Raw genomic sequence first — 14,556 nt, forward strand, 5'->3', positions numbered from 1 at the left:
CCGCGAAGGGCCGCCCCGAGCAAGCGACGGCCCCCTAGGGGCTGGAGCCCGCGGCTCCCAAGCTGCCTGCGCAGCTTGGGACGGGCGACAGAGGCGAAGCGTCCCGCAAGCCGCGGCCTGCAAGGCCTCGCGCAGCACACAAAGTGGCAAGCGTGGGGGCACTATGACTAGACGGGCTGTGGATTACGCAGGCGAATGTGCAGTTCGCGCAGTTGCTTTTCGTCCACCGGGCTCGGAGCATGCGTGAGCAAATCCTGGGCGCGCTGGGTTTTCGGGAAAGCGATCACGTCGCGGATCGACTCGGCGCCCGTCATCATGGTGACGATGCGATCCAGGCCGAAGGCCAGGCCGCCGTGGGGCGGTGCGCCGTACTGCAATGCGTCCAGCAGGAAGCCGAACTTCTGCTGCGCTTCCTCCGGTCCGATCTTCAGGGCATTGAAGACCTTGCTCTGCACGTCCGCCTGGTGGATACGGACCGAGCCACCGCCCAGCTCCCAGCCATTGAGAACCATGTCGTATGCCTTGGCGATGCAGCGGCCCGGGTCGGTGTCCATCCAGTCTTCGTGCCCGTCTTTGGGTGCGGTGAACGGATGATGCACCGCGCTCCAGCGCTGGCCTTCCTCGTCAAATTCGAACATCGGAAAATCTACCACCCACAGCGGCTTCCAGCCTTTGGTGAACAGGCCGGTTTTCTTGCCGAATTCACTGTGACCGATCTTCAGGCGCAACGCGCCGATGCTGTCGTTGACGACCTTGGCCTTGTCGGCGCCGAAGAAAAGGATGTCGCCGTTCTGGGCCCCGGTGCGCTTGAGGATTTCTGCAATCGCCGCGTCATGGATGTTCTTGACGATGGGGCTTTGCAGGCCGTCGCGGCCCTTGGTGATGTCATTGACCTTGATCCAGGCCAGGCCCTTGGCGCCGTAGATCTTGACGAACTCGGTGTAGCCGTCGATCTCGCCGCGGCTCATTTCGGAACCCCCGGGAACGCGCAGGGCAACCACACGGCCGCCAACGGTAGTGGCAGGCGTGCTGAAAACCTTGAAGTCCACCGTCGCCATGACTTCGGTGAGTTCCGTGAACTCCAGGTTCACACGCAAATCGGGTTTGTCGGAACCAAAGCGATGCATGGCTTCGCTGTAGGCCATCACCGGAAATTCGCCCAGGTCGGTGTTGAGCACGGTCTTGAAAATGTTGCTGATCATTCCCTGGAACAGGTCACGGATGTCCTGCTCGCCCATGAAGGACGTCTCGATATCGATCTGTGTGAATTCGGGCTGGCGATCGGCGCGCAGGTCTTCGTCGCGGAAGCACTTGGTGATCTGGTAGTAGCGGTCAAAACCGGCCACCATGAGCAGTTGCTTGAACAGCTGCGGGCTTTGCGGCAGCGCGAAGAACATGCCTTCGTTGACGCGGCTGGGCACCAGGTAATCGCGCGCGCCTTCGGGCGTGCTCTTGGTCAGCATCGGGGTTTCGATGTCGATGAAGCCGTTGGCGTCGAGGAACTTGCGGGTTTCCATGGCCACGCGATAGCGCAGCATCAGGTTGTTCTGCATGTAGGGGCGGCGCAAATCCAGCACACGGTGCGTGAGGCGCGTCGTCTCCGACAGGTTATCGTCGTCAAGCTGGAACGGCGGCGTGACACTCGGGTTCAGCACGATCAGTTCGTGGCACAGCACCTCGACCTTGCCGCTTTTGAGGTTGTCGTTGGTCGTGCCTTCAGGGCGGGCCCGCACCACGCCTTTGACCTGCACGCAGAACTCGTTGCGCACGCCTTCGGCGGTTTTGAACATGTCGGCGCGGTCCGGGTCGCAGACCACCTGGACGTAGCCTTCACGGTCCCGCAGGTCGATAAAAATCACACCGCCATGGTCGCGGCGGCGATTGACCCAGCCGCACAGGCTCACGGTTTGGCCCAGCAAGGCCTCGGTCACCAGACCGCAATAGTTCGAACGCATTTGGGAAACGATAGCCATAAAAATCTCGGACTTTCAGCGCCTCGCGCGCAGTGTTGCAATTTTCGCCGTTTAAAGGGGAGGGGTCAGCGGCCGCGGTACAGGTTTGGAGGGCACCACGACGCCCATGGAAATCACGTAGGTCAAAGCCTCATCGACGCTCATCTGGAGCTCAATGCAGTCGCTTCTTTTCAGCATCACAAAATAGCCACCGGTGGGATTGGGCGTGGTGGGTACATAAACACTCAGGTAGTCGCCCTGCAGGTGATTGACCACATCGCCGCCGGGCAGTCCCGTCAGAAAGCCGATGGTCCAGACACCTTCACGCGGCCACTGCACCAGCAAGGCCTTGCGAAAGGCATTGCCGTTTTCCGAGAACACCGTATCGGAGACCTGCTTTACGCTGGAATAGATGGAGCGCACGATGGGAATGCGGCTCAGGAACGAGTTGCCCCAGCGGACCAGTTTCTTGCCGAAGAAATTGCTGGCAACCGCGCCCATCAGCAGCACGATCAGCAGCGTCAGCAGCACGCCGAAACCGGGGATATGGAAACCCAGCAGCTTGTCGGGATGCCAGGCGCCGGGAAGAATCAGCAGCGTCTGGTCCAGCGTGCCGACGATCCAGTCGAGCACCCACAGCGTGATGGCCAGGGGCACCAGCACCAACAGTCCGGCCAGAAGCCATCGGCGGATCGAAGCCATCACGAGGAAGTCTTGGAAGAGGAGTCGCTGGCCGAAGCCTTGGCGGGTGCGGCTGGCGCGGGAGCGGGGGCTGCTGCGGTGCTTGCCGGCGCGGCTGCACCGGAATCGGCCGGCTTGCTGTCCGCCCCGTTGCCGCTGGCAGTGGCGGCTTCGCCGCCGTCAGTCTTGGGCGCGGGCACGCCTGTGCTGTTGCCACCGCGAAAGTCCGTCACGTACCAGCCCGAGCCCTTGAGCTGGAAACCCGCCGCCGTGACCTGCTTTTTGAATGCGGGTTCGCCGCATTGCGGACACACCGAGAGGGGAGCATCGGAGATTTTTTGCAGAACGTCCTTGGCATGCCCACAGGACTCGCATTTATAGGCGTAGATTGGCATAGTGCTTAAGGCTTTGAGGGGCTGTCCCCGGGGTATTCCCGGGAATATCCCGGGGAATTTGCCTGGAAAAGGCTCCCAGATGCAAAGCCTTCAATTATAGGCCGTTGAGACCTTCCCCGGCCGGCCCTAAAACACCCGTATCCGCAGGACAAACTGCATGGCAATCAGCCCCAACACAAAGCCCAAACCGCCATAAATCAGGCTTTGCAGCAGTTTGTTGGTACGCTTTTGCTCATACAGCAGCTCCTCAAGCTCCCGCCGGTTGATTCCGGGGGGTGATTTCAGGTACTGGGACAGCAGGCGCGGCAAACCCGGGAGCAACTTGGCATAAGCGGGCGCTTCCGCCTTGAGCTGGGCCAGCAGTTTTTCCGGTCCCACCTGCTCGAGCATCCATTTCTCGAGAAAAGGCTTGGCGGTGCTCCAGAGGTCCAGGTCAGGGTCCAGCTCGCGGCCCAGGCCCTCGATGTTCAACAGGGTCTTTTGCAGTAGCACCAGCTGAGGCTGGATCTCGACATGGAAACGGCGCGAGGTCTGAAACAGCCGCATCAACACCAGCCCCAACGAAATTTCCCTGAGAGGACGGTCGAAGTAGGGTTCGCAGCAAGCGCGAATGGCGGCTTCCAGCTCGTCCACGCGTGTCTCGGGCGGAACCCAGCCGGATTCCAGGTGCAACTCGGCCACGCGTTTGTAGTCGCGCTGGAAAAATGCGCTGAAATTCTGCGCGAGGTATTCCTTGTCGACCTCGGTCAGGGTGCCCACGATGCCGAAGTCCAGCGAGATGTAGCGGCCAAAGGTCTCCGGCGCCAGACTGACCTGGATATTGCCGGGGTGCATATCGGCATGGAAAAAACCGTCGCGGAACACCTGGGTGAAGAAAATGGTGACGCCGTCGCGCGCCAGTTTTTTCATGTCGACACCGGCATCGCGCAGGCGCTGCGCCTGGCTGATCGGAACGCCTTTCATGCGCTCCATCACCATGACGTCGGGCATGCAGAAGTCCCAGACCATTTCAGGGATCATCACCAGGTCGAGGTTTTGCATGTTGCGGCGCAGTTGGGCCGCATTGGCCGCCTCGCGCAGAAGGTCCAGCTCGTCGTGCAGGTATTTATCGAACTCGGCCACCACCTCGCGGGGCTTGAGGCGTTTGCCATCAGCCGACGCGCCTTCCACCCAGCCGGCCATCATGTGCATCAGCGCCAGGTCCTTCTCAATGGCAGGCAGCATATTGGGCCGCAGCACCTTGACGGCCACCTCACGGCCGTTTGGCAGGGTCGCGAAATGCACCTGGGCGATCGAGGCGCTGGCGACGGGGATTTGTTCGAAGCTTGCAAAGATGCGGTCCAGCGGCCGACCAAAGGCTTTTTCGATGATGGCGACGGCGACGGCGGACTCAAAAGGGGGCACCCGGTCCTGCAGGCGCGCAAGCTCGTCGGCGATGTCGGGCGGAAGCAGGTCGCGCCGTGTCGACATCACCTGGCCGAACTTGACGAAGATGGGCCCCAGGCTTTCGAGCGCTTCGCGCAGGCGCTCGCCGCGCGGCGCCTTCAGATTGCGGCCCAGCGAAACGATGCGGGTCAGCAAACGGATCCAGGGACGTTCGAAACTGGAGAGCACCAGCTCATCCAGGCCAAACCGGAGCACGGTCCAGACGATAAAGACACCTCGGAAGAGGCGACTCATGCAGCAGGTGCTTTCACTGGCTCGGCATCGCCGCCTGCCGCAGGAGGACCCGCCTTGGGCACCGTTTCAGGGGGTTGGGCGCCGGAGGTTGCTGCCGCGGAGGAAGTTGGGGCTGACGCAAGAGGTGTACTTGCCAGAAACTGCTTGAGTCCCGCAAAAATTCGCCGCCCGGCGTCGGCCACTGCATGCGCGGGAGCGTCGCCGATCAAGCGGGAAAGGTCCTCTTCGGCATCCCAGCGCAGGTTTTCAGCCAGCCATCCCAGTTCGGCGGCCAGCTGCACATCGCCTTCGATTTTCACCGGCGGCGGCTTGCCGGCCAGTACGGACTGCATCACGGTCAGGGGCGATTCGGTGGCCACAGCCAGCAGCAGGTCCGGTTTGGCAGCAGGCTGGGCTCGATCCACCAGGCCCGCCGGCGTCACCACCAGGTCAATAGCAAACAGGCCCCAGCGCAGGTGCACCACGCGCCCTTTTTGCCGCAGCAGGCGGTCCTGCGCCTGCTTTTCCTGCATCAGGACATGGTTCAGGAAGAGCACCAGCCGTTGCTGCCCCTCATCCACCACCCAGGCGGGCGGCTGAAAGCGGGTGGCAATGGATTCCAGAAAAGAAAAAGGGGACGTGGTATTCATACGTCCCCATTCTGACATGGCCCCCACGGTCGCGCACTTCGTGTCGCTCCCTGCCCCCCGAGGGGGCCGCCCGCCTGCGGTCTGGCGAAGCCAGTCCCGCGGCTCATGCTGGCTTGAAGAATTCTTTGGGCACTACCACTGGAGGTATTTCACCAGCGGGGGCCGCGGAACCGGCTTTGCCGGGCCGCAGGCGCCGCCCCCTGAAAGGGGGGAACAGGCTACACGAAGTGAGCCTGGACGGGGGTTATTGGAGCGCTTGTACACCGGCAACCAGCCAGCCGCTGCCGCCGCTGCGTGGCTTGGTCATGTTCCAGACTTCGCGGAAGGGGCTGGCGCCTGCGGAAGCGTCTTCGCGGATCATGCCGGAAAACTCCACGCTGGCCATATAGACGTCGCTCAGTTCCTCGATGCCCAGCAATTGCGCATCCAGCATCACGACCTCGGTCTTGTTGACCACGCCGCCGGTGTGCGACTCGCGGTCGGCCAGCTGGGTCTTGATCTGCTCGAGCATGTCGTCCGTCATCATGGCGCGCAGGTTCTGGATGTCGGAGCGGTCCCAGGCATCCTGCAGCGTGACGAAGTTGGCCTTGCTGGCCTTGAGAAAGCCTTCGGCGTCAAAACCAGCCGGCACACCCCAGGACTGCGCCCCCAGCAGGGCCGAGCCGATCATGGAACCGCCTGCGGGCGCTGCCGCATCGTATTTGTTGGCGTCAAAAGCCATGCTGCTGCGTTCCCAGGGGCGTGCGGATGCATCGTTGCCGACGTTTTCAGGGCTGTAGTTCTTGGGGGTGGTGGCATTGCCCGCACCCTGGAAGGCAAAGGGTGCCTGCCCGGGCGCAGAACCTTGCGCACCAGCCGCTCCGCCCTTGAATTTGCGCATGATGAAGCCGATCACCAGCATGACCACCAGCGCCAGCAAGGCGAACATGATGATCTGGCCGAAGGCGCCGCCCAGGCCCAGCGACGAAGCCAGCCACGCCAGGCCCAGACCTGCGGCCAGGCCGCCCAGCATGGCACCCCAGGGTTTCTTGGGCGCAACAGGCGCCGGCGTTGCCGCAGGGGCCGCCGGTTTGGCGGCATTGGCACCGCCAGGCGCCGCCTCACGCTTGGTCACGTTGGACGACTGTTTGCCAAATGAAGAACCACCGCCCAGTCGTTTGGCGTCAGCAGCCGTTCCCCCCAGGGTCAGGGTTAACGCAAGCACTGCGGAAAAAATTGCCGGCCAGATTTTCATATCGTCTCCTTGATCACGGTTTTCAGGCCGTTCGACTTTTCAACACTTGATTCCAACATGCAATGCCACAACTCCGCCTGTCATGTTGTGATAGTCCACATGGCCGAAACCACTTTTATGCATAAGGGCTTTCAGCTCGTCCTGGCCGGGGTGCATGCGAATTGATTCAGCAAGGTACTGGTAGCTTGAATCGTCATTGGCCACCAGCTTGCCCAACCGCGGCAACACCTTGAAGGAATACCAGTCGTAAATTTTTTCCAGCGGCTTGGCGACTTTGGAGAACTCCAGCACCAGCAGCTTGCCGCCGGGCTTGAGCACGCGATTCATTTCGCGCAGCGCATCTTCCTTGTGCGTCATGTTGCGCAGCCCGAAGGCGACAGTCACCACGTCGAAGTTCGCATCGGGAAACGGCAGGTGTTCGGCGTCGCACACCAGGGTGGGCAAGCTGACGCCAGCATCGAGCAGCCGGTTGCGGCCTTCGCGAAGCATCGCCTCGTTGATATCGGTATGCACCACACGCCCTGTGCTGCCCACCTTGGGGGCAAAGGCCAGCGCCAGGTCGCCCGTGCCGCCGGCGATGTCCAGCACCTGGTAGCCCTCTTTGACATTGGCCACCAGCACCGTGTAGGCCTTCCAGGCACGGTGCAGGCCCATGGACATCAGGTCGTTCATCACGTCGTATTTGGGGGCCACAGAGTCAAACACCCCGCGCACACGGCGTGCCTTGTCCTGCTCGTCGACGGATTCAAAACCGAAATGGGTACTGCTCATACCATCAATGCTAGAGGGCAAAGGTGTAATTGCTCTCGACAACCCTGAGCTGACATGGGGCATTGCGGCTTATTGCCCACTTTTATGCTGGAAAAACAACAGTGGTGTGAACCGCGCATTCCCCGCCGCGGAGCGACAAAGGTCTTCGTACCGCTCGCCGAATCAGTGGCTTGCACAGCCGTGGCCGCCGGGGGCGGCCATGGGTGCGTCGCGCTCAACACCGGCCGCCTGCAGGCGCCTCTGGTACTCGTCCCACAGCTGGGCCTGGTCGGTGCCCAGTTTGTAGAGGTAGTCCCACGAGAAGATTCCGCTCTCATGGCCATCGGAAAACACGGGCTTGACCGCGTAATTGCCAATAGGCTCGAGCTCAACCACAGTCACTTCGCGTTTGCCGGTTTGCAAAATTTCCTGGCCCGGGCCATGGCCCTGCACCTCCGCCGAGGGCGAATAGACGCGCATGAGTTCAAACGGAATCCTGAACTCGGCGCCGTCGGAGAACGCGATTTCAAGAATGCGCGACTGGCTGTGAACCGTCAGTGCGGTGGGCGTGGGTGAACCGGGTTGAAGGCCTGCCATGGGAAATCGCTTTCTGAAAAGAAAAGGCCGGACGCATCAGGCCTTCATGAGGATTCGGCATTCTGGCAATAAGCCCGTTGACATCAAAACCAGAAATCGCCCTAGACCAGCACCCGTTCGATGCCGCCGTGGTTGGCCGCCTCCACATACGTGGGCAGCCACTCCTTGCCCAGGATCTGATTGGCCATTTCCACCACGATGTAGTCCGCCTCGAGCAGGCCGTTTTGCAGATCGTTGCCGTAGCGCGAGAGGCCTTGCAGGCAACTCGGGCAGCTGGTGAGTATCTTGACGTTCCCCGCCTCGGCAACGGCACCAGCTTCGCGAAGCTGGGCTTCGCCCTTGCGCAGCTCTTCTTCCTTGCGAAAACGGATCTGCGTGGAAATGTCCGGCCGGGTAACGCCCAGCGTGCCCGACTCACCGCAACAACGGTCATTTTTAAGCACGTTGTCGCCCAGCAGCGCCTTGACGGTCTTCATCGGCTCCTGCAGCTTCATCGGGCTGTGGCAGGGGTCGTGATAGAGGTAGCCCGCGCCGGGCTGGTCGGTGCGCAGGGTGATGCCTTTTTCGAGCAAATATTCGTGGATGTCGATGATGCGGCAGCCCGGGAATATCTTGTCGAATTCGTAACCCTGCAGCTGGTCATAGCAGGTGCCGCAGCTCACCACCACCGTCTTGATATCCAGGTAGTTCAGCGTGTTGGCGACGCGATGGAACAGCACCCGGTTGTCGGTGATGATTTTTTCGGCCTTGTCGAACTGGCCACTGCCGCGCTGCGGATAACCGCAGCACAGGTACCCCGGTGGCAGCACGGTCTGCACGCCCGCGTGCCAGAGCATGGCCTGCGTCGCCAGGCCCACCTGGCTGAACAGGCGCTCGGAACCGCAACCGGGGAAATAGAACACCGCCTCGGTTTCCGACGTGGTGCTCTTGGGATTTCGGATGATGGGAACGTAGTCCTTGTCCTCGATGTCCAGCAGCGCACGCGCGGTCTTCTTGGGCAGGCCGCCCGGCATCTTCTTGTTGATGAAATGGATCACCTGCTCTTTCACAGGTGCCCTGCCGACTGTCGCGGGCGGCAGCGCCGTCTGTTTGCGCGCCAGCCGGCGCATCAGGTCGTTGGCCAGGCGCTGGGCCTTGAAGCCCACGTCCACCATCGCACTGCGCATGAACTTGATGGTCTGCGGGCTGGTGGCATTCAGGAAGATCATGGCGGCGGCGTTGCCGGGCCGGAAGGACTTCTGCCCCATCTTGCGCAGCAGGTTGCGCATGTTCATCGATACTTCGCCGAAGTCGATGTCTACCGGGCAAGGCGTCAGGCACTTGTGGCACACAGTGCAGTGGTCAGCCACGTCTTCGAACTCTTCCCAGTGCTTGATGCTCACGCCGCGCCGGGTCTGCTCTTCATACAGAAAAGCTTCCACCAGCAGCGAGGTGGCCAGAATCTTGTTGCGAGGGCTGTACAGCAGGTTGGCGCGCGGCACATGGGTGGCGCATACCGGTTTGCATTTGCCGCAACGCAGGCAATCCTTCACGCTGTCGGCAATGGCGCCGATGTCCGACTGCTGCATGATCAGCGACTCATGCCCCATCAAGCCGAAGCTGGGGGTATAGGCATTGGTCAAATCGGCATGCAAGATCGGTTTAGCATCGTTTTTGGCCTGCAGCCCGCTTCCACCGTGCGCGAGCAGCTCCTGATTTCGTAGCAGCTTGCCTTTGTTGAAGCGGCCTTCCGGATCGACTTTTTGCTTGTATTCGGTAAAGGGCCGCAGCTCTTCGTCGGTCAGGAACTCCAGCTTGGTGATGCCGATGCCGTGTTCCCCGGAGATCACGCCATCCAGTGAGCGGGCCAGCACCATGATGCGCGCCACCGCCACATGCGCGGTTTGCAGCATCTCGTAGTCATCGCTGTTGACGGGCAGGTTGGTATGCACGTTACCGTCGCCGGCGTGCATGTGCAGCGCCGCCCAGACACGGCCCTTGAGCACACGCTTGTGGATGGCATTGCATTCCTCCAGGATGGGCAAAAACGCGCCGCCCGAGAAAATCGCCTGAAGCTGGGCCCGGATATCGGTTTTCCAGCTGGCGCGCAGCGAGTGGTCTTGCAACTGCGGGAACAGGGTCCCTACACCCGCCAGCCAGCCGGACCATAGCGCGCGTACCTCAGCTATCAGCGCCAGCGCCTGGCCCACACGGTCTTCCAGCAGTTCTGCCGAAGGAATATCGTTGGCATCGTCCGATTTGCCCAGGGGCAGGTTGCCCTTGAGGAAAAAAGTCTCCAGCTCGTCGCACAGGCGTATCTTGTTGGCCAGGCTGAGCTCGATATTGATCTGCTCGATGCCGTCGGTATATTCGGCCATACGGGGCAGCGGAATCACCACGTCTTCATTGATCTTGAAGGCATTGGTGTGCTTGGAGATCGCTGCGGTGCGCTTGCGGTCCAGCCAGAATTTCTTGCGGGCGTCGGGGCTGATGGCGATAAAACCTTCGCCGTGTCGGGAGTTGGCAATGCGCACGACTTCCGACGTGGCGCGCGCCACGACATCGGCGTCGTCGCCAGCGATGTCGCCAAACAGCACCATCTTCGGCAGGCCGCCGTGCTTTTTCGATTTGGTCGCATAGCCGACCGCCTTCAGGTAGCGGTCGTCCAGGTGTTCCAGCCCCGCCAGGATGGCGCCGCCGCGCTTTTGCTCGGCGAACATGAAATCCTTGATCTCGACGATGCTGGGCACGGCATCCTTGGCATTGCCGAAGAACTCCAGGCACACGGTGCGGGTGTGCGCCGGCATGCGGTGCACGATCCAGCGCGCGCTGGTGATGAGGCCGTCGCAACCCTCTTTCTGGATGCCGGGCAAACCGCTGAGGAATTTATCGGTGACGTCTTTGCCCAAGCCTTCCTTGCGGAAGGTTTTGCCGGGAATATCCAGCCGCTCGGTGCGGATAGGCGTTTTGCCGTCGGCTTCGAAATACTGGAGTTCGAAACTGGCCATCTCGGCATCGTGGATCTTGCCGAGGTTGTGGCCTACGCGCGTGACTTCCAGCCACTCGGCCTGGGGCGTGACCATGCGCCACGAAGCCAGGTTGTCCAGCGCCGTGCCCCACAGCACGGCCTTCTTGCCGCCCGCGTTCATCGCGATGTTGCCGCCTATGCAGGAGGCTTCGGCAGAGGTCGGGTCGACCGCGAAGACGAAACCGCCGCGCTCGGCCGCGTCGGCCACACGCTGGGTGACCACGCCGGCTTCAGTCCACACGGTAGCCACTAGCTTGTCAACGCCGGGCAACGAAACCATTTCGACCTCGGTCATGGCTTCGAGTTTTTCGGTGTTGATGACGGCCGATTTCCAGGTCAACGGAATCGCCCCGCCGGTGTAACCGGTGCCGCCGCCGCGCGGCACGATTGTCAGGCCAAGCTCGATACAGGCCTTGACCAGGCCGGCCATTTCAGCTTCAGTGTCGGGCGTGAGCACCACAAACGGGTACTCGACGCGCCAGTCAGTCGCATCGGTGACATGTGACACCCGCGAGAGGCCGTCGAACTTGATGTTGTCTTTGAGCGTCAGCTTGCGCAGCTTGCGTTCCGTCAGGCGGCGCAAGTCGTACATCTCGCTGAAAGAGGTGTAGAAGCGGGCGACGGCGCCGCGGGCGGCGTCCAGCAGTTCGCCCACAATGGCGTCGCGCTGCTGGTCTGCATCCGGTGTGCGGCGTTTTTCTACCTCAGTCAAACGGTGCTGCAAGGCGTCGACCAGCAGCTTGCGCCGCTTGGGGTTGTCCAGCAGGTCGTCCTGCAAATAGGGGTTTCGCTGCACGACCCAGACATCGCCCAGCACTTCATACAGCATGCGTGCGGAGCGGCCGGTGCGCCGTTCGTCGCGAAGCCGGTTCAGCAGGTCCCAGGCCCGTTCGCCGAGCAGGCGGATGACCACTTCGCGGTCGGAAAACGAGGTGTAGTTATAGGGAATCTCGCGGATGCGGGCTTCGCCAGCCTTTGCGTCATCGGCAAAGACGTTCAATTCTTGGAGGGTAGTAGGGGCGTTCATCGTGAAAAGCCAGCGGCTTCGGACCCGTGTCCAGCGCTGTTGCCCTATATTACCGCAGCGCAACATTTACCCTTGGCGCATGGAAGTCGTATGTGTCCTTATGGAAATCCCGCTTGTCGGGAAGCCCGCAAATCGATTAAATCGCGTGTCACAAACAGTTTCTACACTGTCCCGTTTAACGTGGCGCGCCCCGGTGCGCGCCCAATCCCAGGAGTTTTAATGAAAAACCGTCTCTCAGCATTCGCCTTCGCGGCCCTCGGCCTGTGTGCCCCGCTGGCCAGCCAGGCCCAGACCGAGATCCAGTGGTGGCATTCAATGACGGCCGTCAACGGCGAATGGGTCAATGACCTGGCCAAGCAATTCAATGAGAGCCAGAAGGAATACAAGGTAGTGCCCACCTTCAAGGGCACGTACGACGAATCCATGACGGCCTCCATCGCGGCTTTCCGCGCCGGCAATGCGCCGCATATCCTTCAGGTTTTTGAAGTGGGCACCGCCACAATGCAGGCCAGCAAGGGAGCCATCGTCCCGGTCGGCAAGATCATGCAGGACGCCGGAGAAAAATTCGACCCGAAAGCCTACATCCCCGCTGTTGCCGGGTACTACACCGCGCCAAACGGCCAGATGTTGAGCTTTCCGTTCAACAGCTCCACCACTATCTTCTATTTCAACAAGGACGCGTTCAAGGCTGCGGGCCTGCCTACCGACAAGGCCCCCGTCACCTGGCCTGAAGTCGTCAACGCCGCCGCCAAACTGAAGGCCTCCGGTCACAAATGCCCCTTCACGACCGCCTGGCAGAACTGGACACAGGTTGAGAGCTTTTCAGCCTGGCACAACGTCGAGTTCGCCTCCAAAGCCAACGGCCTGCAAGGCATGGATGCGCGCCTGAAGGTGGATTCGCCGCTGCACGTGCGCCACATCGAGAACCTGGCCAACATGGCCAAACAGGGCCTCTTTATCTACAAGGGCCGCGGCAACGTACCGGAAGCCAGCTTCGTGTCGGGCGAGTGCGCCATGATCAACACGTCTTCAGGCTTTTACGGCAACGTGGCGAAAAACGCCAAGTTCGCCTACGGCCTGGCCCCGCTGCCTTATTACCAGGACGTTCCCGGCGCGCCGCAAAACACCGTCATCGGCGGCGCCAGTCTGTGGGTCATGTCGGGCAAAAAGCCGGCCGAATACAAGGGCGTCGCCAAGTTCTTCAGCTTCATATCCACGCCTGAAGTGCAGTCGGCCAGCCACAAGCGCACCGGTTACCTGCCTGTGACGATGGCATCGTACGACCTGACCGAAAAGTCCGGCTTCTACAAGCAGAACCCGGGCACCGATGTCGCGGTCACGCAGATGATCCGCAAGGTCACGGACAAGAGCCGCGGCATCCGTCTGGGCAACTATGTGCAGATTCGCGCAATCGAGGACGAAGAACTCGAGCAGGTCTGGAACGGCAAAAAGACTGCCAAGGAAGCGTTGGGCTCCATCGTCAAGCGCGGCAATGAGCAGCTTGAGCGCTTCCAGAAAGCCAACAAGGGCGGCTGATCGCCCACGAGACAGAGCAAGCCCGACCGACGGGCTACACTCGGCCCGCCTGACTCCCCGCTCTTCCAGACAAGAGACGGCCAGGCGGGTTTTTATGTTTTAGCACTCACAGTTTTTGCCCACTGAAGGCCCTATGGAAAAACGCGTTGTCTTCCGATCCAGCTGGTTGCCCTGGCTGCTGCTGCTGCCGCAAATGGCGGTCATTTTGGTGTTTTTCTTCTGGCCGGCGGGGCAGGCCCTGCTGCAGTCGCTGCAACAGCAAGATCCTTTCGGCACCTCCATCGAGTTCGTCGGGCTGGATAATTTCAGGCAGCTGCTGGACGACCCAAGTTATGTGGAATCGTTCAAAACCACCGCTTTTTTCTCGGTGATGGTGGCCGGCATCGGCATCAGCCTGTCACTGTTGCTGGCGGTGTTTGCCGACCGCATCGTGCGCGGCGGCATGTTCTACAAAACCATGCTCGTGTTGCCCTACGCTGTGGCTCCGGCTGTGGCGGCCGTGCTGTGGGTCTTCATGTTTTCGCCCTCGCTGGGCGTGGTGGCCTATGCATTGGGCAAGATAGGCATCAACTGGAACCACCTGCTCGATTCGGGCCACGCCATGACCCTGATCGTGATGGCCTCGGTTTGGAAACAGATTTCCTACAACTTCCTCTTCTTCCTGGCGGGCCTGCAGTCCATACCAAAATCGCTGATAGAGGCCGCCGCGATTGACGGTGCCCGCCCATGGCGCCGCTTCTGGACCATCCAGTTCCCGCTGCTGTCGCCCACGACCTTCTTCCTGCTGGTGATCAACGTGGTCTACGCCTTCTTCGACACCTTTGCCATCGTCGACGCCGCCACGCAGGGCGGGCCGGGCAAGGACACGGCCATCCTGGTCTACAAGGTGTATTACGACGGCTTCAAGGCCATGGACCTGGGAGGTTCGGCTGCGCAGTCGGTGGTATTGATGATCATCGTGGTGGCCCTGACGGTCATCCAGTTCCGCTACGTAGAGAAGAAGGTTCAGTACTGATGACGCCCCCACGCTTTTCATTTCATGTAATGCGCTGCCCCCCGAGGGGGCGC

Annotated in this window: 11 protein-coding genes; 2 read left to right on the forward strand and 9 right to left on the reverse strand. The window is 61.2% G+C overall.

What is annotated here, in order from left to right; genetic code table 11:
- Positions 1-167: 167 nt before the first annotated feature.
- The 9 genes from aspS to AC1D11_RS06295 form a co-directional block, all read right to left on the reverse strand.
- Complete coding sequence (aspS, locus tag AC1D11_RS06255) at positions 168-1,973, reverse strand: aspartate--tRNA ligase (protein ID WP_477648506.1); 1,806 nt, start codon at positions 1,971-1,973, stop codon at positions 168-170.
- Positions 1,974-2,024: 51 nt separating this feature from the next.
- A complete protein-coding gene (locus AC1D11_RS06260) occupies positions 2,025-2,654 on the reverse strand; it encodes a DUF502 domain-containing protein (RefSeq protein ID WP_457279653.1) in 630 nt (209 codons plus the stop codon).
- Positions 2,654-3,028: an FmdB family zinc ribbon protein gene (locus tag AC1D11_RS06265; protein WP_477648507.1), complete on the reverse strand. Its 375-nt coding sequence runs from the start codon at positions 3,026-3,028 to the stop codon at positions 2,654-2,656. The genes AC1D11_RS06260 and AC1D11_RS06265 overlap by 1 nt, the downstream gene beginning before the upstream one ends.
- A gap of 126 nt (positions 3,029-3,154) precedes the next feature.
- Positions 3,155-4,708: a ubiquinone biosynthesis regulatory protein kinase UbiB gene (ubiB, locus tag AC1D11_RS06270; RefSeq protein ID WP_477648508.1), complete on the reverse strand. Its 1,554-nt coding sequence runs from the start codon at positions 4,706-4,708 to the stop codon at positions 3,155-3,157.
- Positions 4,705-5,337: a hypothetical protein gene (locus AC1D11_RS06275; protein ID WP_477648509.1), complete on the reverse strand. Its 633-nt coding sequence runs from the start codon at positions 5,335-5,337 to the stop codon at positions 4,705-4,707. Before AC1D11_RS06275 ends, ubiB begins: the two co-directional genes overlap by 4 nt.
- A gap of 244 nt (positions 5,338-5,581) precedes the next feature.
- The gene (locus tag AC1D11_RS06280; RefSeq protein WP_477648510.1) at positions 5,582-6,571 is read right to left on the reverse strand and encodes a Tim44 domain-containing protein; all 990 of its coding nucleotides are present in this window, start codon (positions 6,569-6,571) and stop codon (positions 5,582-5,584) included.
- A 39-nt stretch (positions 6,572-6,610) separates the two neighbouring features.
- Positions 6,611-7,342 carry a bifunctional demethylmenaquinone methyltransferase/2-methoxy-6-polyprenyl-1,4-benzoquinol methylase UbiE gene (gene ubiE / locus AC1D11_RS06285; protein ID WP_457279658.1) on the reverse strand — a complete coding sequence of 244 codons (732 nt, stop codon included), beginning with the start codon at positions 7,340-7,342 and terminating at the stop codon, positions 6,611-6,613.
- Between the two features lie 162 nt (positions 7,343-7,504).
- On the reverse strand, positions 7,505-7,918 hold the full coding sequence (locus tag AC1D11_RS06290; RefSeq protein ID WP_477650964.1) for a gamma-butyrobetaine hydroxylase family protein: 414 nt from the start codon (positions 7,916-7,918) through the stop codon (positions 7,505-7,507).
- A 101-nt stretch (positions 7,919-8,019) separates the two neighbouring features.
- Positions 8,020-11,952, reverse strand: coding sequence for a DUF3683 domain-containing protein (locus AC1D11_RS06295; protein ID WP_477649834.1), 3,933 nt, complete (start codon positions 11,950-11,952; stop codon positions 8,020-8,022).
- Positions 11,953-12,171: 219 nt separating this feature from the next.
- On the opposite strand from AC1D11_RS06295, the gene ugpB reads away from it, so the two are divergent.
- Complete coding sequence (gene ugpB / locus AC1D11_RS06300) at positions 12,172-13,488, forward strand: sn-glycerol-3-phosphate ABC transporter substrate-binding protein UgpB (protein ID WP_477650965.1); 1,317 nt, start codon at positions 12,172-12,174, stop codon at positions 13,486-13,488.
- A gap of 133 nt (positions 13,489-13,621) precedes the next feature.
- Positions 13,622-14,503 carry a sn-glycerol-3-phosphate ABC transporter permease UgpA gene (gene ugpA, locus AC1D11_RS06305; protein WP_477649833.1) on the forward strand — a complete coding sequence of 294 codons (882 nt, stop codon included), beginning with the start codon at positions 13,622-13,624 and terminating at the stop codon, positions 14,501-14,503.
- Positions 14,504-14,556 lie beyond the last annotated feature (53 nt).

This window comes from Polaromonas sp. P1_E11 (assembly GCF_056405995.1).

Excerpts from the sequence above, each read along its gene's own strand:
- aspS (WP_477648506.1), bottom strand. The coding sequence starts at position 1,973 with ATGGCTATCGTTTCCCAAATGCGTTCGAACTATTGCGGTCTGGTGACC.
- AC1D11_RS06260 (WP_457279653.1), bottom strand. The coding sequence starts at position 2,654 with ATGGCTTCGATCCGCCGATGGCTTCTGGCCGGACTGTTGGTGCTGGTG.
- AC1D11_RS06265 (WP_477648507.1), bottom strand. The coding sequence starts at position 3,028 with ATGCCAATCTACGCCTATAAATGCGAGTCCTGTGGGCATGCCAAGGAC.
- ubiB (WP_477648508.1), bottom strand. The coding sequence starts at position 4,708 with ATGAGTCGCCTCTTCCGAGGTGTCTTTATCGTCTGGACCGTGCTCCGG.
- AC1D11_RS06275 (WP_477648509.1), bottom strand. The coding sequence starts at position 5,337 with ATGAATACCACGTCCCCTTTTTCTTTTCTGGAATCCATTGCCACCCGC.
- AC1D11_RS06280 (WP_477648510.1), bottom strand. The coding sequence starts at position 6,571 with ATGAAAATCTGGCCGGCAATTTTTTCCGCAGTGCTTGCGTTAACCCTG.
- ubiE (WP_457279658.1), bottom strand. The coding sequence starts at position 7,342 with ATGAGCAGTACCCATTTCGGTTTTGAATCCGTCGACGAGCAGGACAAG.
- AC1D11_RS06290 (WP_477650964.1), bottom strand. The coding sequence starts at position 7,918 with ATGGCAGGCCTTCAACCCGGTTCACCCACGCCCACCGCACTGACGGTT.
- AC1D11_RS06295 (WP_477649834.1), bottom strand. The coding sequence starts at position 11,952 with ATGAACGCCCCTACTACCCTCCAAGAATTGAACGTCTTTGCCGATGAC.
- ugpB (WP_477650965.1), top strand. The coding sequence starts at position 12,172 with ATGAAAAACCGTCTCTCAGCATTCGCCTTCGCGGCCCTCGGCCTGTGT.
- ugpA (WP_477649833.1), top strand. The coding sequence starts at position 13,622 with ATGGAAAAACGCGTTGTCTTCCGATCCAGCTGGTTGCCCTGGCTGCTG.